The organism is Vibrio sp. YT-18 (assembly GCF_033337345.1).
Classification (GTDB): domain Bacteria; phylum Pseudomonadota; class Gammaproteobacteria; order Enterobacterales; family Vibrionaceae; genus Vibrio; species Vibrio alginolyticus.
The window spans coordinates 119,907-141,480 of record NZ_JAWOQO010000001.1 but is presented as its reverse complement, the minus strand read 5'-3'; the positions used below and the strand labels follow the sequence as shown (position 1 = coordinate 141,480).

Annotated in this window: 18 protein-coding genes; 10 read left to right on the top strand and 8 right to left on the bottom strand. The window is 43.5% G+C overall.

The genetic code is table 11. The features are described 5' to 3' along the window. Nucleotides 1-507 precede the first annotated feature (507 nt). Nucleotides 508-3,681: an AAA family ATPase gene (locus R7M72_RS00640; RefSeq protein ID WP_017819913.1), complete on the top strand. Its 3,174-nt coding sequence runs from the start codon at nucleotides 508-510 to the stop codon at nucleotides 3,679-3,681. Nucleotides 3,682-3,815: 134 nt separating this feature from the next. On the opposite strand, the gene R7M72_RS00635 is transcribed toward R7M72_RS00640, so the two are convergent. Further along, nucleotides 3,816-4,289: a DUF1842 domain-containing protein gene (locus R7M72_RS00635; RefSeq protein ID WP_005373450.1), complete on the bottom strand. Its 474-nt coding sequence runs from the start codon at nucleotides 4,287-4,289 to the stop codon at nucleotides 3,816-3,818. 283 nt (nucleotides 4,290-4,572) lie between these two features. Between R7M72_RS00635 and R7M72_RS00630 the strand changes: the two genes are divergently transcribed. The 4 genes from R7M72_RS00630 to R7M72_RS00615 all read left to right on the top strand — a co-directional run bounded on the left by R7M72_RS00630 (nucleotide 4,573) and on the right by R7M72_RS00615 (nucleotide 8,403). Continuing rightward, entirely contained in the window at nucleotides 4,573-6,264 is a 1,692-nt protein-coding gene (locus R7M72_RS00630; protein ID WP_315957073.1) for an FAD-dependent oxidoreductase, read from the top strand. Nucleotides 6,265-6,351: 87 nt separating this feature from the next. Beyond that, entirely contained in the window at nucleotides 6,352-6,678 is a 327-nt protein-coding gene (locus tag R7M72_RS00625; protein WP_005373454.1) for a hypothetical protein, read from the top strand. A gap of 439 nt (nucleotides 6,679-7,117) precedes the next feature. Continuing rightward, nucleotides 7,118-7,990, top strand: coding sequence for a linear amide C-N hydrolase (locus tag R7M72_RS00620; protein ID WP_315957072.1), 873 nt, complete (start codon nucleotides 7,118-7,120; stop codon nucleotides 7,988-7,990). Further along, complete coding sequence (locus tag R7M72_RS00615) at nucleotides 7,990-8,403, top strand: hypothetical protein (protein ID WP_315957071.1); 414 nt, start codon at nucleotides 7,990-7,992, stop codon at nucleotides 8,401-8,403. The genes R7M72_RS00620 and R7M72_RS00615 overlap by 1 nt, the downstream gene beginning before the upstream one ends. Nucleotides 8,404-8,550: 147 nt before the next feature. Here R7M72_RS00615 and R7M72_RS00610 read toward each other — a convergent pair whose 3' ends face one another. The 5 genes from R7M72_RS00610 to R7M72_RS00590 form a co-directional block, all read right to left on the bottom strand. Then, nucleotides 8,551-9,594, bottom strand: a complete 1,044-nt coding sequence (locus tag R7M72_RS00610; protein WP_005373458.1) for a GMP reductase — start codon at nucleotides 9,592-9,594, stop codon at nucleotides 8,551-8,553. Nucleotides 9,595-10,030: 436 nt separating this feature from the next. Beyond that, the gene (locus tag R7M72_RS00605; RefSeq protein WP_206970297.1) at nucleotides 10,031-11,572 is read right to left on the bottom strand and encodes an NAD(P)H-hydrate dehydratase; all 1,542 of its coding nucleotides are present in this window, start codon (nucleotides 11,570-11,572) and stop codon (nucleotides 10,031-10,033) included. Nucleotides 11,573-11,658: 86 nt separating this feature from the next. After that, complete coding sequence (locus tag R7M72_RS00600; RefSeq protein ID WP_005373463.1) at nucleotides 11,659-12,096, bottom strand: PAS domain-containing protein; 438 nt, start codon at nucleotides 12,094-12,096, stop codon at nucleotides 11,659-11,661. Beyond that, nucleotides 12,096-13,100, bottom strand: coding sequence for a response regulator (locus R7M72_RS00595; protein ID WP_005373466.1), 1,005 nt, complete (start codon nucleotides 13,098-13,100; stop codon nucleotides 12,096-12,098). Before R7M72_RS00595 ends, R7M72_RS00600 begins: the two co-directional genes overlap by 1 nt. Before the next feature lie 367 nt (nucleotides 13,101-13,467). Continuing rightward, entirely contained in the window at nucleotides 13,468-14,376 is a 909-nt protein-coding gene (locus tag R7M72_RS00590; RefSeq protein ID WP_005387688.1) for an aldo/keto reductase family oxidoreductase, read from the bottom strand. A 95-nt stretch (nucleotides 14,377-14,471) separates the two neighbouring features. On the opposite strand from R7M72_RS00590, the gene R7M72_RS00585 reads away from it, so the two are divergent. Next, entirely contained in the window at nucleotides 14,472-14,885 is a 414-nt protein-coding gene (locus tag R7M72_RS00585) for a helix-turn-helix domain-containing protein (protein ID WP_005387686.1), read from the top strand. Here the strand turns inward: R7M72_RS00585 and R7M72_RS00580 are convergent. Further along, nucleotides 14,866-15,480, bottom strand: a complete 615-nt coding sequence (locus R7M72_RS00580; protein WP_080996737.1) for a hypothetical protein — start codon at nucleotides 15,478-15,480, stop codon at nucleotides 14,866-14,868. The genes R7M72_RS00585 and R7M72_RS00580 overlap by 20 nt on opposite strands. 456 nt (nucleotides 15,481-15,936) lie before the next feature. Between R7M72_RS00580 and clcA the strand changes: the two genes are divergently transcribed. Together clcA and R7M72_RS00570 are read left to right on the top strand one after the other, a co-directional pair. Beyond that, on the top strand, nucleotides 15,937-17,340 hold the full coding sequence (gene clcA / locus R7M72_RS00575; RefSeq protein ID WP_053307249.1) for a H(+)/Cl(-) exchange transporter ClcA: 1,404 nt from the start codon (nucleotides 15,937-15,939) through the stop codon (nucleotides 17,338-17,340). 261 nt (nucleotides 17,341-17,601) lie between these two features. After that, nucleotides 17,602-18,549 (top strand): TDT family transporter, encoded by a 948-nt coding sequence (locus tag R7M72_RS00570; RefSeq protein WP_017819907.1) that lies wholly within the window; start codon nucleotides 17,602-17,604, stop codon nucleotides 18,547-18,549. Between the two features lie 45 nt (nucleotides 18,550-18,594). On the opposite strand, the gene folE is transcribed toward R7M72_RS00570, so the two are convergent. Further along, nucleotides 18,595-19,248 (bottom strand): GTP cyclohydrolase I FolE, encoded by a 654-nt coding sequence (gene folE, locus R7M72_RS00565; RefSeq protein ID WP_005373478.1) that lies wholly within the window; start codon nucleotides 19,246-19,248, stop codon nucleotides 18,595-18,597. Between the two features lie 287 nt (nucleotides 19,249-19,535). Between folE and moeA the strand changes: the two genes are divergently transcribed. Together moeA and moeB are read left to right on the top strand one after the other, a co-directional pair. Next, nucleotides 19,536-20,771: a molybdopterin molybdotransferase MoeA gene (gene moeA, locus R7M72_RS00560; protein WP_053304516.1), complete on the top strand. Its 1,236-nt coding sequence runs from the start codon at nucleotides 19,536-19,538 to the stop codon at nucleotides 20,769-20,771. 9 nt (nucleotides 20,772-20,780) lie between these two features. Further along, entirely contained in the window at nucleotides 20,781-21,530 is a 750-nt protein-coding gene (moeB, locus tag R7M72_RS00555) for a molybdopterin-synthase adenylyltransferase MoeB (protein ID WP_053304517.1), read from the top strand. Nucleotides 21,531-21,574: the final 44 nt, after the last annotated feature.

Here is a 21,574-nt window from a genome sequence, read left to right as displayed (position 1 = left end):
AGCCAATATCCATAGTATAAAGCCAACTATTTATAATATTGAAATTAAAATAATTTTTTCGGCAGTTATTTTGAAATTGCCGATATTTGATTTATAGACTAGAAAAAATCAGTTAGCCAGAATAGAGATCAAAAAAAACACTAAAAATAAGATTGTCAATTTATATCTCTAAAATTAAAGAATTTAATTTTTAAAGTTTAATGAAGTCCAATATAAGTTTAAGGTGTGCAATCTTTTAAAAGATATAAGTTTAAAGATATTTCAAAAAACTTATTAAGAAAAACATGAACTCACAAAAATAAATATCAAAATTATTAATAAAAAAACACCACTAATATAACAATGAATTAAGGTGGCTTGAAGATTAAAATGCCCATTTCATTTTCGTATATAACATTTTAACTACTAGTATTATATATGTGGTGAAATAAGATAAATTTATTCACTCAACATATCCAATCGATTCAGGTTTACTGGGAAAAGCTATACGTTACAACGGAGTGAAATATGGCAAATAGGGATGGAAGAATTCCACTCAACGTATTACGACTCAAAGAACTGAGAAAGAAATTAGGACTGAGCCAAGAAAAACTGGCGGAAGAATGCTTTCAACAGGGTTTTGTCGTATCTATTGCTTCTATAAAGCGAGCAGAGTCTGGGGCGAATGTGCTGTATCGTACCGCATCCAATCTCGCGGAATACTTTTCTGTCCCCGTAGAGGACCTTTTAATAGATCGGGCCTCAGAACCATTATTTACAAATGTATCTTCATCACCACCATATTTTTTTATTTTTGCAATCGAAGCAAAGTGTGATTTGACCGCAAAGGCTCTGCAAACCTTACTTCTCAGCCAAAACACTACACCCATAATACAAAACCGAACGTTTGTTCTTACTTGGTCTTTACAGGAATCGGACGAATATATTTTTGAGCGAATTCGACAACTAGCCCTTCAATTAAAGGTTGCTCTTTCGGCTTCGATTCGGTCTTTTATCAATGTGAAATACATGCATCGAATCACTGAGCTATCGGAACATCCGAATGCGATAACCCCAATCAATGAAATCCTAGTTAAAATCCCTTGGGGAGAAATAGCTGCTTGTCCTTGCTTTATCTCGTCCAATTGTGCCAGACCAATAAAACCTTTTCTAACAGGAGAGCCAGACTTCAACAACTGGCATTTTGTATCCTTACACCAAAACCATACTGACTGTTTCGTAGGGCGTAAACTTGAACTAGAAACATTGAATAGCGGAATCAAGCGATGGCAAAAACAAGAAGCAGGCCAAACGTATTGTATTACTGGTACCGCAGGGATAGGAAAGACCAGCCTACTCAACCAGGTCATTTCGTCTTTGAGTCGTTCTTCGTGTTTAACCACAGAGATTCAAATCCTGAATCATGGCAGTGCTGATCTCTTGTCCCCTCAAAATATATTCACTCGGGCAATTTGTTCATTTACTCGTGAAGATACCGATGATTCTATTCGTCAGCAGACTGTCGAGTCATCAATTCCCTCTTCTTTCCATCTCTGCCTTTATTGGTTAATGGGGGTAACACTCAACGAATCAGAAAAACAGCTGCTGAACTTAATGGAGTTCCAAACGCTGAAACAAACGATAGAGCAATCTATCCCTTTCTTAATTCAACAACGGCAGACCAGCAAACCGCATTTGATTATTGTTGAAGATGTCCATTGGGCCGACGAGGTAATGTTGGCATTTCTTGAGACACTGCTACCTTATATTACAAACACCAATATTTTACTCTTTCTGACGTTTAGGCAGCAAAAACGACTTAGTTCCAAACAATCTTGGTTTGCCAACGTGAATCTAATCGAACTTAGGGAGTTATCATCTGAAGAGTCTTACGAGTTAGCTTGCTCAATCACATGCCAACAGAATAAACATATCAATGACTGTATAAAGCTTGCGAAAGGCCATCCTCTATACTTACGCCAAACACTACTTTGTTCTCAGTTTGATAAAGACGTTCCGGAGTCATTGGAACATTTAGTTTCGATACAATTAGCTCAACTTCCAGCCCAAGATCGCCAAGCACTCTGTACTGCATCTGTGTTAGGGCAGTACTTTCAACTGGAGCAACTGCGTGAAATCACTCGAATTCCCGGCTACGTACCAGATAAGTTAGTCGACGCTGGCTTAGTAAAACTCAATGGCGATCAATACCTTTTCCATCATGATTTGATTTGTAATGCTGTTTTCCGTCAAATAGACAAGTCACAGTGTTCAAAAATACACATGGCCTGCGCAAAATGGTATGAGAACCGAGATCGGTTCTTATATGCAGTCCATATCAATCATGCCAAGGGCGAAGGTGTATTTACTGTTCTTGACCAGACCGCCAAACATTACCTGAGCAATTATCAATTTGAAAAAGCACTGACTCTTATTGAATACGCTATTAAAGAGTCACCTAAAGCACAGATGGCGTATGCACTAAATATGAAAGGAAACTGCCTGTATTCGATGGGACGCATCAAAGAGAGTATTGAGGTTCTTGAGCAAGCGATTCATCACACAGAAAATGATTCTGAACGTGTTCAATACTATTTAGACCTCATTAACCCCTACCGTTTAACCGACAACTTTGTACAAGCGATGTCGATTTTAGACCAAGCCCAAGCCCTGTGCGAAAAGCTGACGTTAAATAAATCTTTGTGTGAAATTCACTCGATGAGAGGTAATATGCTGTTCCCCACTGGGCAGCTAGACGAATGTGAGAAAGAACATTTACTTGCATTAGATTACAGTCAACGAGCAAACTGTTTTCGCGCGAAAGCAAAATCGCTTGGCGGCCTCGGTGATTGTGCCTACGCACAAGGAAAAATGGCTCGCTCATACGAGCACTTAACCGAGTGTTTGCAACTGTGTGAAGAGCATCAGTTGCTTTCGATTGAAACTGCCAATCGCTACATGCTGGCAACAGTGATGATCTATCAACTGCAATCTGACGAAGCACTAAAACAGGCTCAGCATGCCTCGAATCTTGCCTATCTCACGGCAAACCGCCGAGCAGAAATTGTTTCTAGGCTTACGGCTGCATGGATCTTTCTCGACCGTAATGTCTTGGTGCAAGCTGAAAACGAAATCTCGACCGCTCTACAACTTTCAAAACAGCTTAATGCTCATCGATTTGTCGCTTTTCTTTTGGAGTCCAGTGCAAGATTGCACTGGTATCAGGGAAAAGAGGAGAAAGCCCTTTCGGACATCGACACGGCTCTAGATCTTGTTCATATCAATAAGCTACACAATTTTATTGGTCCTTGGCTCGTATCTACCAAGGCACTTATTTGTGGCGATGAATCAACGGCCCTTTCCGCTTTGCGCACTGGTGAGGCTTGGCTAGAATCTACCTGTGTTGGTCATAACTATTTACGCTTTTACCAACAAGGAATCCAAGTAGCGTGGCAGTATAAGCAGCCTACGCTACTTCGAAAATATCGCGATAAGCTGTCTAACTTCACCCAAGAAGATCCGCATCCATGGGGTGATTTTTATATTGAACAAGCGAATCTGATGCTTGCCTTACTCGACCAGTCCAGCTCCGTCTCTGAGTTGTTAAACTTCAATCAGGCCGCGCGTAAACATCAACTGAATCAGGCTCAAATAAGTGTTGATGAGCTCGACCATTGGCTCTCCACATCTACTCAACCATGAAATATTCAATAAACGAAGAAAGTCGATTAATTGCACCGTCAAGTCATCGTGTTTACTCGATTTACCTCGTCAAACACAGATATTCGAAACCATCGAATATCTGTGTTTTGGCACAGTGTCATCGCTGATGAGATTTATGCTGGCGCAAGATCATTTTGCTCCACCTTAAAGTTCTCGATGCTAGGAACATGCTCAGGCAAAAGTAGAGTAACGCGTTGATTTGCTGCTTCAATCCATTTACCTGAACTATTTTTATATCGATAGAATGCCACGCCTGACTTCCAATCATCATTAAGTAGGAGGTTGAGCGTTACGTTATGAAGATCAGCTCCTAAAGGAGCAATGCCTAGATAAGGCTGGTAGCCCTGCAACGTCACCATGATATGACAATCACGCATCGTGCATTGATAGTTGAAACTACCATTGAGATCAGACACCACATTTAACGGTGGGTTAACGGCCTGAAAGATATGTCCTTTACCCACTATTGATTTGTCTTCGCTGGCTACGAGTAGATTAACATCGAAGCTCACTCCTCCAGGTAAGCCGTTACCAATTTGATAATGAGCAGTAAAAATTGCTTGTGATTCTTTTGAGTCCATTTTCATTGTGTTCTCCAACTGAATTTATTGTCGTTAGTGACCCATTCAATGTAGATAACACGTCATTCTGGTTCAGTATCAATTTAGGCTCAGATCTACTTGACTACATAAATTATCCACGGTCACGCAGATGCCGATCGTTCTTTTCATCAACCAGATATTGTTGCTCTCTCGCTGATGCTTTTGGCGATTTGTACAGAACAACTGATACCAAACTGATATGGTGAATGTATGCATTTGGTTTAATATTTGAACAACTATTCAATACATAAGCCAAATGGAAAAAATAATGGAACATGAATGGATGCAGGGAACTAAAGAAAACCAAGTGGTAGAACAGCACCCTAACCCTCAAATACAACGCCTCGCTGTACTTAGCGCGTACTCAATCTCAGTCAATAATGCCAAACTGTTTATTCAGAAAATGGATAAGTGCGGTTTTCCTAAAGAACGATTACTGACACCTCTTGAAAACACGGTTTCACCGGTTCCCGGTTTGAACCAATATCAAGTCGAGTCACTCATCTTCAATACTCGCTATCAACACCAACCCTTTGTCATTGTCATGTGCGAAAGTACGCAAGAAGTTCAGCAAGCCTATCTAACAGCAACTCAATTCAATCTCCCGATTCGTGTTCGCTCAGGAGGGCATGATCACGCAGGTGAATGCAGTGGTGACAACGTCATTTTGATTGACGTGAGCAGAATTAAGACCTTCCAATTGTGTGACAATATTGCCACCATTGGTGCTGGCTATCGCTTCTATCAACTGACACCAAAACTTGCAGAGCATGATCGAATGATTGCACATGGAACCTGTGCCACAGTTGGGTTGACTGGCTATATTCAAGGCGGAGGATGGGGCCCTTGGACGCGAAAATACGGCATGTGTTGTGAGCACCTAGTGAGTGCAACCGTGGTATTGGGTGATTGTACGATCACAGAAGTCTCAGCAGAGTCCAACCCTCACCTATTTTGGGCACTAAGAGGCGGCGGAGGCATGAGCTATGGCATTGTTACCGAGCTACGCGTAAAAACATTCCCTTTACCCAAAGAGATCCACCGCTTCGAGCTTCAGTGGAACCTCTATCCAAAAATCAACGGTATGCTTCAGCCAATACCAACGCACCCTACCATAGATGTGCTAAAAAATTGGGAGCAGGCTATAAAAAGCCTCGATACGCCTAAACTTCTTGGCACCAACTTGCAAATTGATGCTCTGCCTGAATCATCTAACCACTGTGATATTGAAACCATCAGCCATCACTGCACCATGTATGGCTACTGGGAAGGAACAGAACAAGATCTTCACCAATTTATAGCCGTTCAATTTGGCGCTTGCTTCCCTGATTTAGTTCAAGTCTATGAAGCACATGGCACTGACTTTGACGGGAAGAAATACGATCACTCCCTGATGAGCACATGGGGGCGCGATTCTTTGTGTCAAAACGGTTCTCCTTTCCCTCCCGATTATGACGCCCCAGCACCTCACAAAATCACTTCGCGATTGGTGTCAGAGCGAGGTCTTAAACCAGAAGGCTATACTGCACTTTTGCAAAGCTTAACTTCACCTTTGATAAAGCCAGAAAACCGCGATCAAGGGCTATTTAGTTACGTAACCTTAGGGGCGATCACTGGCGGTTTTTATAATCACTCAGACGACCTTGAAGACATATCTTTCCCCTACCGCCAGTGTCAATATACAGTCCAATACCAAACCTGGTGGAATGAAGAGATAAAGCAAAAACTAGAACTACAAAATAACCCAGTACTTGTTGATGTAAACAGAGCCATGGACTGGATTGATAAAGCCAGAGAAGCTGATATACCGGGAACCTATGGTGCCTTCATCAGCTTTAAAGATCCGGCAATTCCGACAAGCGTTTATTTTGATCGAAGCTACCGCGACTTAATCGGTATAAAAGAAAAATACGCTAAGGATAAGTTTAATCACCTTAGAACTAATAAGACCATCATTTAACATCAATATGCATCTTAAAAAGCATATATTAACAGAACGTCATTTGGCCGTTCTATCACGTATAGAAATTAAAAAAGAGGAAAAATTATGACAACTAAGGGTTCATTTTACGTTAAAAATAACTCCAACGATAAAATCACCGGATATGTGAGATTTAAAGACTCTCCGGAAATGGAGGTTCATTTCGACTTGAATATTGGCGAACAATCTGAATCTGCTAGTTTTGAATCCGGTGCCGCTACCCATGACTCCTGGTATTACAGTTTCAAAAAGGCAGGTAAAACCTATACTGGGGACAAGTCCTGTGCATACTATGCAAAAGATGAAAATAAAGGCCCCGTCGTTGTAGAAATCTTTAATGATAATTTAAAAATATCTCCACCACTTAGCGGTTCTTGTGAGAAAACTTTATAGCTGCTCACCTGATTCATCACTTCGCCCGAGACAGTTGCACAACTTCTCGGGCAGTTTCACTTCTCAGCATTTAAATTGCAAATTACCTTCATTTTCAATCATATTCTAAATATTGTAATTTTTATTCCTTCACGTTAAATCATCAAGATATATAATAATTTCAATATAAAATCAGACAAAATGATATTAACAATATGTATCATGTGATTATAAGGTAAAGTAATATCTTTAGTTCATCTCTTTTATATCAATTTTAACTGATACTAAACTGCTACTGACTTTTTTTGATTGAATGCTTAACTTAATAGCATGCGCTTATCTCAATGGCTAAAACCATTATTAAAGCGCAATTCATCTATATCCACGTAATCTCTAAGCATTTGATTCAGAGGGTTTCTTGGATATTCATCATTCAAGATAAACAACGGAAAGCATGGCTATGTGTACAGATGTTAATATCAATTATGGTTGCAACAACCAAACCTTATCCGCTAGAACCATGGAGTTTGCAGTTAACCTTCAGACCGAGATTTGGTTTAGAGCCCAACAAACTTACCAAATTACGACCTTTACTTCCGACGGAAAAGCCGACCGTGTTTTCAATGGTCAGCCGCCAAAACTTCACAGTAAAGAATGTGAGTTTCGAGCAAATTGGCAGGGAGAGTTGAGCTTCATACACTGCAATGCCATTACCCGGTATAATAACCCTCTTTTAACAGCTGATGGCATTAATGAATCTGGCCTTTCTGTTGGGTCACTGTACTTGCCCATTCTCAATCAAAATGTATCGACCTCTCACATCCCTGATGATGCCTTTGCATTAGGCAGCGGCCTGTTTGGTACTTTTATCTTGTCTACGTTTAATACTGTGGACGAGATGGTGACCTACTTCACCACCCACCCCGTTTACGTGTTTAACTCGACTATTTCAACTGGTGAAACAGAGAGTGACAACATGGCTTTGGACCAGCATTTCGTGATTCACGATGCAAATAATGACAGTGCCGTCATTGAGTTTCTTAACGGTAATATGCATATCTATCGAGCATTCAAAGAAAGCGATATGTTGAGCAAAGAGGAAAATCAGCAAGCACGCTATCAATGTACCGAATACGACTTTGATGATTATAAAGTGGTTGTGGACCACTCCTACGTTGGAGTAATGACTAACTGCCCAAATTACCATTGGCATGTCAATCACCTCTCTTATTTTTCCAATTTGCGCAACTACAACCCAGAACCGAACAATGAAGCAACCATGCAACGTCATGTCCAAGTGCCTGGCCCACTTCAATCAATGGCGCTGGCTTGATGGGTCTACCCTCCGACCCAACACCGCCGTCTCGATTTGTACAAACCTATGCAATTAAGCAGTTAAGCGAACAACCAACTAACTTCGACGAAGCCTTCTCACTCGGACAAAAGCTACTTAATCGCGTTGATATACCTTTGGGCATCATGGCGAATGAGTTTGAGACATCCGATAACCCTGAAGTCTTTTTTAGTGATATTACCCAATGGAGCGTTATTAGACATAACAGTCATCAATCACCCGCGTTCTATCTGCGTACTTACGGAGACATGACTTGGCGAGTCGCTAATGTCAAAGACTATATTGGGTTAAATAGAGACTGTCAGATTTCAAGCGTTTTACAGCTCATGCCAGTTACAACATCATTACCGTTTGAACAAGTCGAATCTCGACAAACTATTAAAATCGCTTAGAGTTAATTTTGAAGCGCAAACAAATGAGAAGCAAAAAGCCAGAGTAAGAAATCAATCTCACTCTGGCTCATAGCTGCATATAGTATAGTTTTATCTGCTATAGATATAACGTATGGTTGCTTTTTACACTTGTTACATACAGTCGATTTACTCTTTACCGAACACGTTGTTCTCTTGTTCTTGAACGCGGATGAATGTAGTACGCTTGGTTAGCTCTTTAAGCTTTGCTGCACCTACGTATGTACATGTTGAGCGAACGCCGCCAAGGATGTCTTGAATAGTGCCGTGAACGCTACCACGGTATGGCAATAATACGGTTTTACCTTCGGCCGCACGGTAGCCAGCGACACCACCTGAGTGCTTGTCCATCGCGCTCTTCGACGACATGCCATAGAATTTCATGAACTTCTCGCCGTCTTTCTCGATCACTTCGCCGCCTGACTCTTCGTGACCCGCTAGCATCCCACCTAGCATTACGAAATCCGCGCCACCACCGAATGCTTTCGCTACGTCACCCGCACAAGAACAGCCACCGTCACCGACGATCATGCCACCAAGGCCGTGGGCTGCATCACCACACTCGATGATTGCAGAAAGCTGCGGGTAACCAACACCCGTTTTTACACGAGTTGTACATACAGAGCCTGGTCCGATACCCACTTTAACGATGTCTGCACCAGCTAGGATTAGCTCTTCACACATATCACCAGTAACCACGTTGCCTGCAGAAATGACCTTGTCTGGGAACTCTGCTCGCACGCGTTCAACATACTCGACCAAATGCTCTGAGTAACCATTTGCAATATCGATACAAATGAAAATAAATTCATCTGAAAGCGCCATGATGTCTTTGGTTTTTTGGAAGTCTGCGTCAGATGTCCCAGTAGACACCATAACGTTATTCATGGTTACTTTATCTGCTGATTTAGCAAACTCAGCCCAATCTTCTACCGTGTAATGTTTGTGAACAGCGGTCATTACACCATGCTCAGCCAGCGCTTTAGCCATTGCAAAGCTACCAACCGAATCCATGTTTGCTGCGATTACTGGCACACCAGACCATTGACGACCACTATGCTTGAATGTAAAATCGCGGGTTAAATTTACTTGAGAACGGCTCTTAAGGGTAGAACGTTTCGGGCGAAACAGTACATCTTTAAAACCTAACTTAAGTTCTTGTTCGATACGCATTGTGTAATTCCTTGATTCATATGTATATGTGTCATTTCAGAGTGCGTAGTGATTTCGTTGGCAGACGAGTTCACTGTTCTTCGGACACAAAAAAACCGGAGCGTTGGCAGACGCTCCGGTTTTCAGCATTATAGGCTGTGATTTATTTCCTACAAGTCTGATATTTGAATTTTTTTTGTGATACCATCTTGAAAATCGCATATCAAAAACGCTCCCCAAGTCACCAAAACCTCTTATTATTTATAACTATCAACAACTTGAGAAAGCACTTAAGTTAACCCATTGCGCAAACCTTTGCGTCATATCTTAAAAATTAAAACGCATCACCTCTCAAATCTGCCTAAAACTCAATCACCTAATACTAAGATGCCCTGCTAATTCGTAAAAAAGTACTCAAAAAAATCGACCAATTTTCTCAAAAATGCATGAAATCTAATTAAACTCGATAGAGCTCTTGGGTGATAGCGGTACGAAGAGTGCTAACGACATCACTTGCCAAAAGACCAATTTGACCATGCTGACTCACGTTTATATCGGCAGCATGACTGTGAAGTACCACACCTAAACGTGCGGCAACAGAAATTGGTAAACCTTTGGCTAGTAATGCACCAATGACTCCAGATAACACATCTCCCATTCCCCCCGTCGCCATTCCGGCGTTACCCGCTAGACAGACGTACATTCTCGTTCCATCGTAAATAAGCGTCCCCGCGCCTTTTAAAACCACTACACCGCCATAACGCTCTTGCAGTTGTCTTGCCGCAGAGTATCGGTCACTTTCTATTTGTTGAATGGTTACATTTAGTAGTCGAGCTGCCTCTCCAGGATGCGGCGTGATCACTCGATGGTTGTCGCAAACCAGAGTGCCATCGCACCGCTGGCTCAGCATCGCTAGAATATTGAGGCCATCAGCATCAACAACTTTAGGTTTCTGCTCTTGAGCCAGATATTGATAGGCTTGATAAGCCCACTCATCATCTCCAAAGCCAGGACCAAACACTAATACGTCAGCCCAGCGAATGCGTTTAGTTAAGTCGTTCTCAGTATCCCTGAGTAAGTCAGCGGTGATGCTCTGGCTCATTACTTCTGGGCAACCAACCTGCAGTGGAATAAGGCTACTCGTGTGAGTAATTGCGGCAGTTAAACCCGCTCCGGCTCTAATCGCAGCGGAGGAACATAAACGAATCGCTCCAGACATCCCTTGGTTGCCACCAACACAAAGCAACTTCCCGTTGTCACCTTTATGGACTGTTGGATTTGGCTTGGGCATTAATCTTGAAACAACCTGATGATCAATACCTAATGCACTTTCTACTTCGATAGTATCAAACTTAGTATTGACGCCTAAACCACAAAAGTAGAGCTCGCCAACGCGATCTCTCGCTTGTCCAGTGCATAAGCCTTGCTTAACCCCAATGAAGGTTACAGTATGCTCGGCACGAATAGCATCACCTAAAACTGCACCTGTATTAGCACACAGACCAGAAGGAACGTCGACTGCAATCACAGGGGCATGAATTTGATTAATTTGGTCAATATAGCGACGATACTCCGAACGAACCTCACCGCTTAAACCAGTACCTAACATGGCATCAATGATCACATCCGCCTCTAGCAATGCGGTATTCCATTCATCCCAATCATTGTTAACACCGTCGATTGACTGCCAATCTTGGTATGCGCGCAAAGCATCACCTTTTAGCGCAGATACATCACCAATTTGGAAAACATGTACATTGAGTTGAGCTTGTTTCGCAAGAGATGCAAATACGTAACCATCGCCACCGTTATTCCCTTTACCGCAAATCACTAAGATATTTTTTGATTTAGGATACAGATGTAAAAAGCGCTCATACACGGCCATACCAGCGCGTTGCATTAAGCTATACATAGAAACACCAGCCATTTGCGCAGCCAGCGTTTCACCGTTTTTTACTTGCTCTGCGGTGTAGAGTTTTAGGGCGAGATTAAAGTCCATATTCACGTTCTACGCATTGGGAAACACAATTATAAGTATACAAAAAAGCCAAGGCGGACCTTGGCTTTTGAGAAAGTTTTTTATCGCTATTGATTCTGAGACATCAGAGCTTCAGCCGTCGCGTCTTGTATAGACAAAAACAACGAGTTGATTTTTCCAGTCGGTGTGCGCATTGGGTTCAACGTAACATTCTGGTACATAAACTCCGCTTGCTGCGTGACTGGTCGAACATTGCGACAGCAAAATAAGTAAGGTCGTTGTCGCCATGTGATGAAGCTGCGACAGCCTAGGTCATACACTGGTTTTGTTTTTAATTTAAACCACTCCTGTGGGATTTCAGGGAAGATATCAAATATAGAACGACCTATCGCATCATGAGACTGCAAACCACTGTGATGAGTCATAAACCCATTCCAGACCTGTACATTGTAATCTCGATCAATGACCACTAAGCCCATGTCGACGTTTTGTACCATATCCACCATCCAATGGAATTGTTCAAACTCTGCTGGCATATTCAACATTAGAACTCCTCCATTAGATAAGACAGTTTGTTATCAAGCAGCGGCAAGGATTCATCCACAAACATAAACAACAAGTCACAACGAATCGACGTCCCTTCAATGTTGTAGCTCACTTCGAATGTCATCGTGCGGCTGAATGCTCCAGTTGTAGATTCAATGATCGAGTCAATTGAGATATGTTGACCAAGGAGTACTGGTGGACTTTGGAAGAATCGGACTTCAGACTGCTCGCCTAAACCATTTAAGAACGACCCCACCAAAATATTAGAAATATCCATTAGCAGCTCAAGCTCTTCTAGCTCTTCGCTGTCTGCTGGTACTTTCATCAACTTTTTGAGATCAGATACGCTTGAATCACTCAAAATCACTAGCGCTTCGCCAGCAATACCTTCGCCACAAAATCCCTGACAAACGCCCGATACGTTGTCATGCGACGCCAAGTCGCGTAGCGCCATGTGAAGTTCGCTCACTTCAAAGATATTGACGTTCGGCAGAGGTAGTTGCACAAACACGTCAAAGTGACGCGCCAACGCATCGGCTGCTCGACCAATTGAAACGTTAGCCACTTCCATGTAAATATCGCGACGACGTAAAATCGGTAACTCAATAGAGACAGGCGTGATAATTTGAGGACGAGGTTCTGGCTCGACCAACTCTTTAAGCGCCTTCTTGAGTTCATCTTTGGCGATCGGTTTTTGAATAAACGCTTTTGCACCCAGTGCGAACACGCGCTCTTTCGCTTTAGGTTGGATATCCCCCGACACAACAACCACCGGAGTTTTATCCCCCAACCGTTGCATGTGCTCTAGTGTTTCAAAGCCATCCATTTCTGGCATGGTCAAATCAAGAAACATCAATTTAAACTCGTTTTTTTCGAGTTCTTCTAGCGCGTTTTTTCCGTGGATAGCAAACGTAATATCGGCATTCAATGTGGCTGGTAGTGATCTCGCCATCTGTTTGCGTGCTAACGCTGAATCATCACAGATGAGTACGGGAAAAGACATTCAATCACCTTTTTATATTCCACAATCTGCGCCGGAGTCTAACAGATTGTTACAGCATGTAATACGAGAAAACTGACGAGTTTTTTATTTCTTTATTATTCAATAAGCATACGCAATATGAATGAATGAGTGAACAAAATGACTAAAAAGCAAGCATCACATTCGCTGTTTAGTGACATAAAACAAACATGGGTAAAACTCCTCCACCCAAAGTAAGCAAAAAGTTGCAGCTAACATCCAAAGCCCATTTTTGCTCGAATTTCATTCTTTCCATTTCCATAATGGGTAAACAGTAACGCGCTAAAACTAAAAAGGCACCCTGCTAGAGGATGCCTTTAATAACAATTTCATCGATAAGATATCAATTCTATGGCACACCATGACCTTTAGAAGCCACCCATACGCGATACCATTGCTCTCGAGTAAGTTCGATGTTCAATGCATTAACTGCAGTTTGCACACGCTCGATTTTACCAGAGCCAATGATTGGAATAGGGTTAGATGGCAAACGACGTACCCAGGCATAAATTACTTGGTCAATACTCGCTGCGCCCACTTCTTCACGAATTGCTTCTAATTCGTTACGGACACGAACAGCTTGCTCACTGTCACCACTAAAAATTGAACCTCCACCGAGGCAAGACCAAGCCATTGGTCGCGTACGCAACATTTGCATTTGGTCAAGCGTTCCATCGTGAGCAACCTCAAAGTTAAGTGGGTTGATTTCCACTTGGTTAGTAACCAACGGCTTACCTAAGCGAGATTGCAGCAGTTCAAACTGGCGTGGAGTGAAGTTAGACACGCCAAAGTGCTTCACTTTGCCGACTTTATGAAGCTCAGAAAATGCTTCTGCAACCTCGTCTGCATCCATTAACACGTCAGGACGATGAATTAAAAGTACGTCGATTTCATCCACATTCAAACGTTCTAGCGAGTTGTTCACCGATTGGTAGATATGTGCTGAGCTCGTGTCGTAGTGATTGATCTTACGCTCTGGCGTTTTATCGCCACACAAATTGATGTCGCATTTCGTCACGATCTGAATTTGCTCACGAACACTCTTGTCTAAAGCTAACGCTTCACCAAACAACGCCTCACACTCGTAATTACCGTAGATGTCGGCGTGATCGACTGTCGTAATGCCTAACTCAATGTGTTGCTTAAGAAATGACAAACGCTCTTGAGCCGTCATTCCCCACTCAACTGCACGCCAATATCCTTGAACCAGCTCTGAGAACTCTGGGCCTTTTGGTGCAGTTACTACTTTTGCAACCATGGGTTTTCTCCTTCAATTGATCTGCATTCATCGTAGTCTTGTTTTCGTACCGGCTCAACGGGTAAACTTTCGCAATTCGAACTGGAGTACGAAATATGTCTTTTGCCCAACGCCTAGCCACCCTGATCGGAGAAGAAAGCATCAGCGGGTTCGCACGACGCGTCGATGTGTCTGAAGCTTTAATACGCAAATACCTTAAAGGCAGTGAACCTAGCCTAACTAAAGCAAATCAAATTGCAATGCGCGCCAATTGCTCTCTCGAATGGTTAGCAACGGGATGCGGTTATTTATATCGCCGTGCTGAAGTCGTGGATATGGATGCGTACAAACTTGCCTTTCAACACGTTATGAATCAGCCGTTGTCAGACGATGCAGAAGAGCTACACCGCAAGCTAATTGCAGGATATCAATACCTGCGCGCTCACAAAAAATCGGATGGTTTTTTGGATGAATCTGCAATGGCGACCTTCCTATCTCTCCATAAAGAATCTAAAAACGAGTCACTTTGACCTCGATAATTTCGCCATCACTGCGCAAGTGCACATTTAAGGACGGTGATGGCGTCAGAAACTCGTCCGGCTTTACCCAAAGCAAACTTCGAATCGTTTCTTGTGGATAGCGGTTCATCAACAAAATAACTTCTTTATCGACAAGCTCGGAAGATTTCTTTTCCAGAGCTTCAACGACATCATATTGCTCTTTTCCGATAGTGACTCTGCGTAAAACTAACCCATCCTTTCTTAAGTTGAGAAGTAAGTCATTCAGACGCTGCCACTCGTATTCAGTAAGAAACGAGAACTGAGCACTTTCTCTTCTCAAAATCACTTCACCATACAAGTGCTGCTGGTAGTACGAAAAATCATCCAAACAAAATGCGTTGATAAACGTTGAGTTGTCTCGCAACTGCACTTCGCAACCATACCAGCTTCCACTTTTTTCTATACGTTCTTTTAGATTGGAATATGGCATTGCTGACAACGTGTCTTGCCACCAGCTCGGCGTTGAAAGTGCCGGAAACGTTACCGAACAACAACATAAAGAAAGTAAGAGTCGAAGATAAAAGCGCATGCACTGCTCTAGTTGGTTGACATCGAACCAAGACATTACTAACTGCAAGAAAATGTTCAAGAGAAAAACGGTGGCAGGTGGTGATGAAAGTTATAACGCAGAAATTAAGAAGGCGCACATGTGCGTGCGCCTCTACCTCGTTACTCAATCGTGAGTGTGCGAATCGGCGATGTCTATTGATGCATCCCGAACATAAAACGAGGACTTACCGTAGGGTTTGAATCCATCCAAATTGTGTGTAAAACCTCACATCCCTCCTTCTGAAGCAGTCATGTTGCTTTACATTTAAAGCATGGTTCATTTTTCTCAAAAAACAAGTTTTTTATCCTAAATTATGAGAGCAATAGCACAATCTGAGTGAATGAATAATATCGCGACACTTCGAACACTCAATAGTGAAAAGCTAAATTGCATCTTTATTGATTAGGTCTAGACTCTGCGAAGCGTATACTTTCTTTCGTCCCTTCCCCCCAGCAACAGGAGAGCTTTTTAATGACCAAACGCGAGAGAATTGTGAAATCTGTGTTGGCGCACGTACCGAAAGATGCGATTAACCAGTTTGTCTCTCGAGGGTCAACATCATTTTCTGTTCTCATTATGGCCGCCATTGTGGGTACGTTGGCTGGTTTTGTCGGTACGTATTTCGAGCTTGCCGTTCATTTCGTTTCTGAAACACGAACAGAATGGTTAAGAAGCGAAATTGGTAATGTTCTACCATTGTGGCTGGCAGCGGTTCTCATTAGCGCACTTTTAGCTTTTATTGGCTATTTTCTTGTGCACCGCTTTGCGCCAGAAGCGGCAGGCTCTGGTATTCCTGAAATCGAAGGGGCAATGGATAATATTCGTCCAGTGCGCTGGTGGCGCGTGCTGCCAGTAAAATTCTTCGGCGGCATGGGCGCACTTGGCTCTGGTATGGTGCTTGGTCGTGAAGGCCCAACCGTTCAAATGGGTGGTGCTGTTGGTCGAATGGTGACCGATATATTCCGGGTAAAGGATGACGATACCCGCCACTCCCTGCTCGCTTCTGGTGCTGCTGGCGGTTTGGCTGCGGCCTTTAATGCCCCACTCGCAGGCATTATGTTTGTTGTGGAGGAAATGCGACCTCAGTTTCGCTACTCTTTGATCTCAATTCGCGCAGTGATCATTTCTGCCATTATGGCGAACATAGTGTTTCGCGCCATCAACGGGCAAGACGCCGTTATCACTATGCCGCAATACCAGTCGCCAGAGCTTCAAGCCCTATGGCTGTTTTTATTGCTTGGCGCATTGTTTGGCGTGTTTGGCGTGATCTTCAATAAACTGATTACCGTAGCACAAGACAGTTTTGTCGCAATTCACAAAAACGATCGTAAGCGCTACTTGATTGTAGGTTCGTTACTGGGAGGCGTGTTTGGCTTGCTTCTTTTGTACGTACCCCAACTAACTGGTGGTGGTATCGGCCTTATTCCTGACATTACTAACGGTAACTACTCGGTATCCATTTTAGTTTTGCTTTTCTTTGGTCGCGTAATTACAACCCTGCTCTGTTTTGGTTCTGGTGCGCCGGGAGGCATCTTTGCACCTATGCTTGCTCTGGGAACCTTATTTGGCTATGCGTTCGGAGCAAGTGCTGATGTCTTGCTCCCTGCGCTTGATATCGAGCCTGGTGTATTTGCGATTGCGGGCATGGGTGCCCTGTTTGCTGCAACGGTACGTGCACCGATTACTGGTATTCTGTTAGTGATTGAAATGACGAATAACTACTACTTAATCCTGCCATTGATCATTACTTGTTTGGGCGCTGTGATTATTGCTCAATTGTTGGGTGGACAACCTATTTACAGCCAGCTGCTGCATCGTACAATCAAAAACGAAAAGTTACGCCAGCAGGATCTACCGGAGAATCAATCAACATAACATTCTCTTTGTTATCACTTCGCTCCAGACTATCGAAGGGTTTGGAGCGATAAACTCTGCATTTTTACATCTTTTCCCAAATATTCGATACCAAACTCACAAAATTATCATTCTCTGATATTTGCTCACCACCTTTCATGAGAAACCCCTCTCCATACTTGTTAGTATTCGCTACTTAAATAGAGCATTTCATCCAAATCGTCATGTTTCGTTTCATTCAGGCAAAAATCAAATGGAGTAGATTTGAACTGGAGAAGACTTGTGCAGTTTTATAGTGTCCCGCCGTCTCAAGCCGCGTTGGCACTAGGTATGATAGGTTTAGGGCAAGCTTGGGCACTCTATGTTCCTGAGATTGGTGAACCGATACGCCCATTTTTGGCGTCACTCGGCGCACTTTTACTCGCCCCTGTACTCATAAAATATGCCGCTAATCCACGATTATTCATGGTCGACATTCGTCACCCGCTGAGTGGTAGTTTAATGGCACCAATGAGTATGGCGTTACTGATCCTTGCAGATTATCTTGCCGCTGTAGCGCCTATCATCGCTTATCCACTTTGGTTTATGGCGCTTTTGCTGCATTTTACTATGATGGTGCTGTTTTTTAGCTTTCAGCTAATGAACTTCAAAATGTCCAATATCGTACCGAGTTGGTTTCTTTATCCGGTGGGGCTGATCAGTAGTTCACTAGCCGGTTCTCAACTAGGTCACAACTTATTCTCCGAAACGTTAGCGATGATGTGCATCGGCATTTATTTCTTCATGCTGCCACTCGTGTTGTATCGTTTGGTGTTTTTCGGCTCTCTACCAAGGCGAGCAAGACCGACCCTCGCGATTATGGCCGCGCCGGTAAACTTGTCATTAGCAGCATACTTGGTGAACTTTCCCTTGCCTGATCCGATACTGACAGGCGCATTGGCCGGGATCGCCATCACTATGACGTTATTGATCTACTTATGTTACTTCCGCTTACTTCGCTTGAAGTTTCAACCTTCTATCGCGGCAGTAACCTTTCCTTCCGTGATCAGCGCCATCGCAATGCATCGCTTGACCTCTTTTTTCGCCGAATCGCACCCTCACTGGCACTGGCTACACGACTTTGGTTTTCTAGAGCTCAGTATCGCGACTGTATTGGTTGTTTGGGTATCGGCAGGTTACGTCAAAATGTATTGGCCAGAAATCATGAAGTCATTTTCTAAACAAGTATAAAAAAAGGATGGCGTTTGCCATCCTCTTAGAAACTTGCTTAGTTACCTAGCGTAAACCGTGCAGAAATTCGGCACGCGTTGCTGGGTTGCTCTTGAAGATGCCACCCAATGCAGTTGTTGTCGTTTCGCTAGTTGCATCCATCACACCGCGAGATTTCACGCAGTAGTGTGTTGCGTCAATCGTCACTGCCACATCATCGGACTCAAGCAGCGTTTGAAGTGCAACAAGAATTTGCTGAGTCATACGCTCTTGTACTTGTGGACGCTGAGCAAAGAAGCGAACGATACGGTTGATCTTTGACAGGCCAATGATCTTGCCACGTGGAATGTAAGCCACAGCAGCCTTGCCATCGATGGTCACAAGGTGGTGTTCACAAGTACTGGTCACTGTGATGTCCTTCACGCGAACCATCTCGCTCACGTTCATCTTGTTCTCAATCACCGTGATTTTAGGAAAGTTGGAGTAATCCAGACCAGAGAAGATTTCGTCAACGTACATCTTAGCAATGCGGTGAGGGGTTTCTTCTAGGCTATCGTCAGTGAGGTCAAGTTGAAGTAGACCTAAGATCTCACGCATGTGGTGTTCGATCTTCTCTTTCTTCTCTTCACGACTTACGTTGTTTGGACGCATTGGCGTTTCCAAACCGCGTTGCTCTAGCGCTTCTTTTACTAACTTCGCTGACTCGCTAAGACCTGACATTCCACTTCCTCTTTTGTTTTACTTCAGCCTTCGTACAAACCCAATCAAAATTGCATTCATACTTTTCGCTTTGAGTTGCTCAGTTCGTGTCTTTACACCAAGTCACATCAGATGAAGGTACTGAGCTGATTTTCTTGAGCTCCGCAGGTTTTTTACCCCTTTTGGATGGCTGACAAGGATACTCGGATTTTTGAATAATTACACCCATATTTTATAGGTGGACATTCTTACTCAGTCCCCTTTTATGGTAAAGTTGCCACAAAACAAAAGAACACAGGATTTTCTCAATGGGCTGCTGCGACGCACCTGGCTTGATGCCAATTGAAGAAGCGATGGACAAAATGTTATCGCGAATCAAACCTATCCAAACAACGCTTTCTCTTCCACTTGCTGAAGCACTCGGTTTTGTACTGGCAGAAGATATCTTGTCTCCTATCCACGTACCGCCATTCGACAACTCAGCAATGGATGGCTACGCTATTCGCATTCAAGATCTTGAGTCATCTTCTGTATTGCCTCTGGCAGGTAAATCATTTGCAGGACAACCTTTTGAAGGTGAATGGCCTCAAGGTACCTGTGTTCGCATCATGACTGGCGCAAAAATCCCACAGGGTTGTGATGCCGTTATCATGCAAGAAAACACTGAAGTAACAGATGCTGGCGTTCAGTTCAACCAAACTGACGTGAAGCCGCAAAACAACATCCGCCCAACAGGTGACGACATCAAGCAAGGCGACATCGTACTGGCAAAAGGTGCACGTTTGACACCTCGCGATATTCCGATGATTGCGTCTCTTGGTATAAGCCATGTGACAGTAGTGCGCAAACCCAAAGTTGCTTTCTTCTCTACTGGTGATGAACTTAAAGCACTGGGCGAACCGCTAGACGAAGGTCAGATCTACGACAGCAACCGTTACGGTATTAAACCGCTTATCGAGAACTTCGGTTGTGAAGCCGTTGATCTTGGCATCATTCCAGATTGCCCAGAGACTCTGAAAGCAACTTTTGAGAAAGCACAAACATTGGCAGATGTGGTCGTGACCTCAGGCGGTGTCAGTGTGGGCGAAGCGGATTACACCAAAGACATTCTTGAAGAACTTGGGGAAATCGGTTTCTGGAAGCTAGCAATCAAGCCGGGTAAACCTTTCGCGTTTGGTAAGTTAAGTACAGCTTGGTTCTGTGGTCTGCCGGGGAACCCGGTTTCTGCAGTTCTGACTATGTATGTGCTTGTTCAACCAATGCTGGCAAAACTTGCAGGCCATACAGAATGGAAAGCACCCGAATCTATTCCAGCAGCAACTAAAACCGCCTTTAAGAAAGCGCCAGGTCGTACCGATTACCAACGTGGTATCTACACATTGGAAGATGGCAAGTTTGTGGTTGAAACAACGGGCAACCAAAGCTCTGGTGCGTTCCGCTCAATGAGCCTAGCGAACTGCTTTGTTGTATTGGAACGTGAACGCGGCCGAGTTGAAGTGGGCGAAACTGTTCAGATTCAACTATTCAACTCAACCCTTTACTAGGAAGTCGTTGTGGATATTCTTTCCGATCAGGAAATGCTGCGTTACAACCGCCAAATCATTCTTCGTCAGTTTGACTTTGAAGGACAAGAAGCACTCAAACAAGCATCAGTATTGATGCTTGGTGCTGGTGGTTTAGGCTGCGCATCAAGCCAATATTTGGCCACTGCTGGTGTCGGTAAAATCACACTGATTGATGATGATATCGTCGAGTTGTCTAACCTTCAGCGCCAAGTGCTACACCACGATGCGGATATTGGTCGTAAGAAGGTAGACTCGGCGGCCGATGCACTGCGTGAGTTTAACCCGCACATTATTGTAGATACCATCGCAAAACGTCTTGATGATACCGCGTTAGAGAGTCTGATTAAGCAGCACACTATTGTTGTCGATGCATCAGATAACGTCGATACGCGCAATCAACTTAACCGCCTATGTTTTGCGACCAAAACACCGCTAATTTCAGGCGCGGCCATTCGTATGGAGGGCCAAGTGAGTGTGTTTACTTACGATGATCCAGCACAACCATGTTACCAGTGCTTAAGTGCCCTCTTCGGCAGCGGTGCGTTAAGTTGTGTCGAAGCCGGAGTCATGGCGCCTGTTGTGGGTATTGTTGGCGCAGTACAAGCGATGGAGACGATTAAAGTGATTGCTGATTACGGCCAACCAAAGAAAGGCAAAATTCTGATTTTGGACGCGCTCAGCATGTCTTGGCGAGAAATGAATCTGATGAAAATGCCAACCTGTCCGGTTTGTAGTTAGTTCTAAACCTCTAATCATTCCCAAAAAGCCCAACTCGATGTTGG

Excerpts from the sequence above, each read along its gene's own strand:
- R7M72_RS00630 (WP_315957073.1), top strand. The coding sequence starts at position 4,573 with ATGGAACATGAATGGATGCAGGGAACTAAAGAAAACCAAGTGGTAGAA.
- R7M72_RS00620 (WP_315957072.1), top strand. The coding sequence starts at position 7,118 with ATGTGTACAGATGTTAATATCAATTATGGTTGCAACAACCAAACCTTA.
- clcA (WP_053307249.1), top strand. The coding sequence starts at position 15,937 with ATGACCAAACGCGAGAGAATTGTGAAATCTGTGTTGGCGCACGTACCG.
- R7M72_RS00640 (WP_017819913.1), top strand. The coding sequence starts at position 508 with ATGGCAAATAGGGATGGAAGAATTCCACTCAACGTATTACGACTCAAA.
- R7M72_RS00590 (WP_005387688.1), bottom strand. The coding sequence starts at position 14,376 with ATGGTTGCAAAAGTAGTAACTGCACCAAAAGGCCCAGAGTTCTCAGAG.
- R7M72_RS00635 (WP_005373450.1), bottom strand. The coding sequence starts at position 4,289 with ATGAAAATGGACTCAAAAGAATCACAAGCAATTTTTACTGCTCATTAT.
- moeA (WP_053304516.1), top strand. The coding sequence starts at position 19,536 with ATGGGCTGCTGCGACGCACCTGGCTTGATGCCAATTGAAGAAGCGATG.
- folE (WP_005373478.1), bottom strand. The coding sequence starts at position 19,248 with ATGTCAGGTCTTAGCGAGTCAGCGAAGTTAGTAAAAGAAGCGCTAGAG.
- R7M72_RS00595 (WP_005373466.1), bottom strand. The coding sequence starts at position 13,100 with ATGTCTTTTCCCGTACTCATCTGTGATGATTCAGCGTTAGCACGCAAA.
- R7M72_RS00605 (WP_206970297.1), bottom strand. The coding sequence starts at position 11,572 with ATGGACTTTAATCTCGCCCTAAAACTCTACACCGCAGAGCAAGTAAAA.
- R7M72_RS00610 (WP_005373458.1), bottom strand. The coding sequence starts at position 9,594 with ATGCGTATCGAACAAGAACTTAAGTTAGGTTTTAAAGATGTACTGTTT.
- R7M72_RS00615 (WP_315957071.1), top strand. The coding sequence starts at position 7,990 with ATGGGTCTACCCTCCGACCCAACACCGCCGTCTCGATTTGTACAAACC.
- R7M72_RS00580 (WP_080996737.1), bottom strand. The coding sequence starts at position 15,480 with ATGTCTTGGTTCGATGTCAACCAACTAGAGCAGTGCATGCGCTTTTAT.
- R7M72_RS00625 (WP_005373454.1), top strand. The coding sequence starts at position 6,352 with ATGACAACTAAGGGTTCATTTTACGTTAAAAATAACTCCAACGATAAA.
- R7M72_RS00585 (WP_005387686.1), top strand. The coding sequence starts at position 14,472 with ATGTCTTTTGCCCAACGCCTAGCCACCCTGATCGGAGAAGAAAGCATC.
- R7M72_RS00600 (WP_005373463.1), bottom strand. The coding sequence starts at position 12,096 with ATGTTGAATATGCCAGCAGAGTTTGAACAATTCCATTGGATGGTGGAT.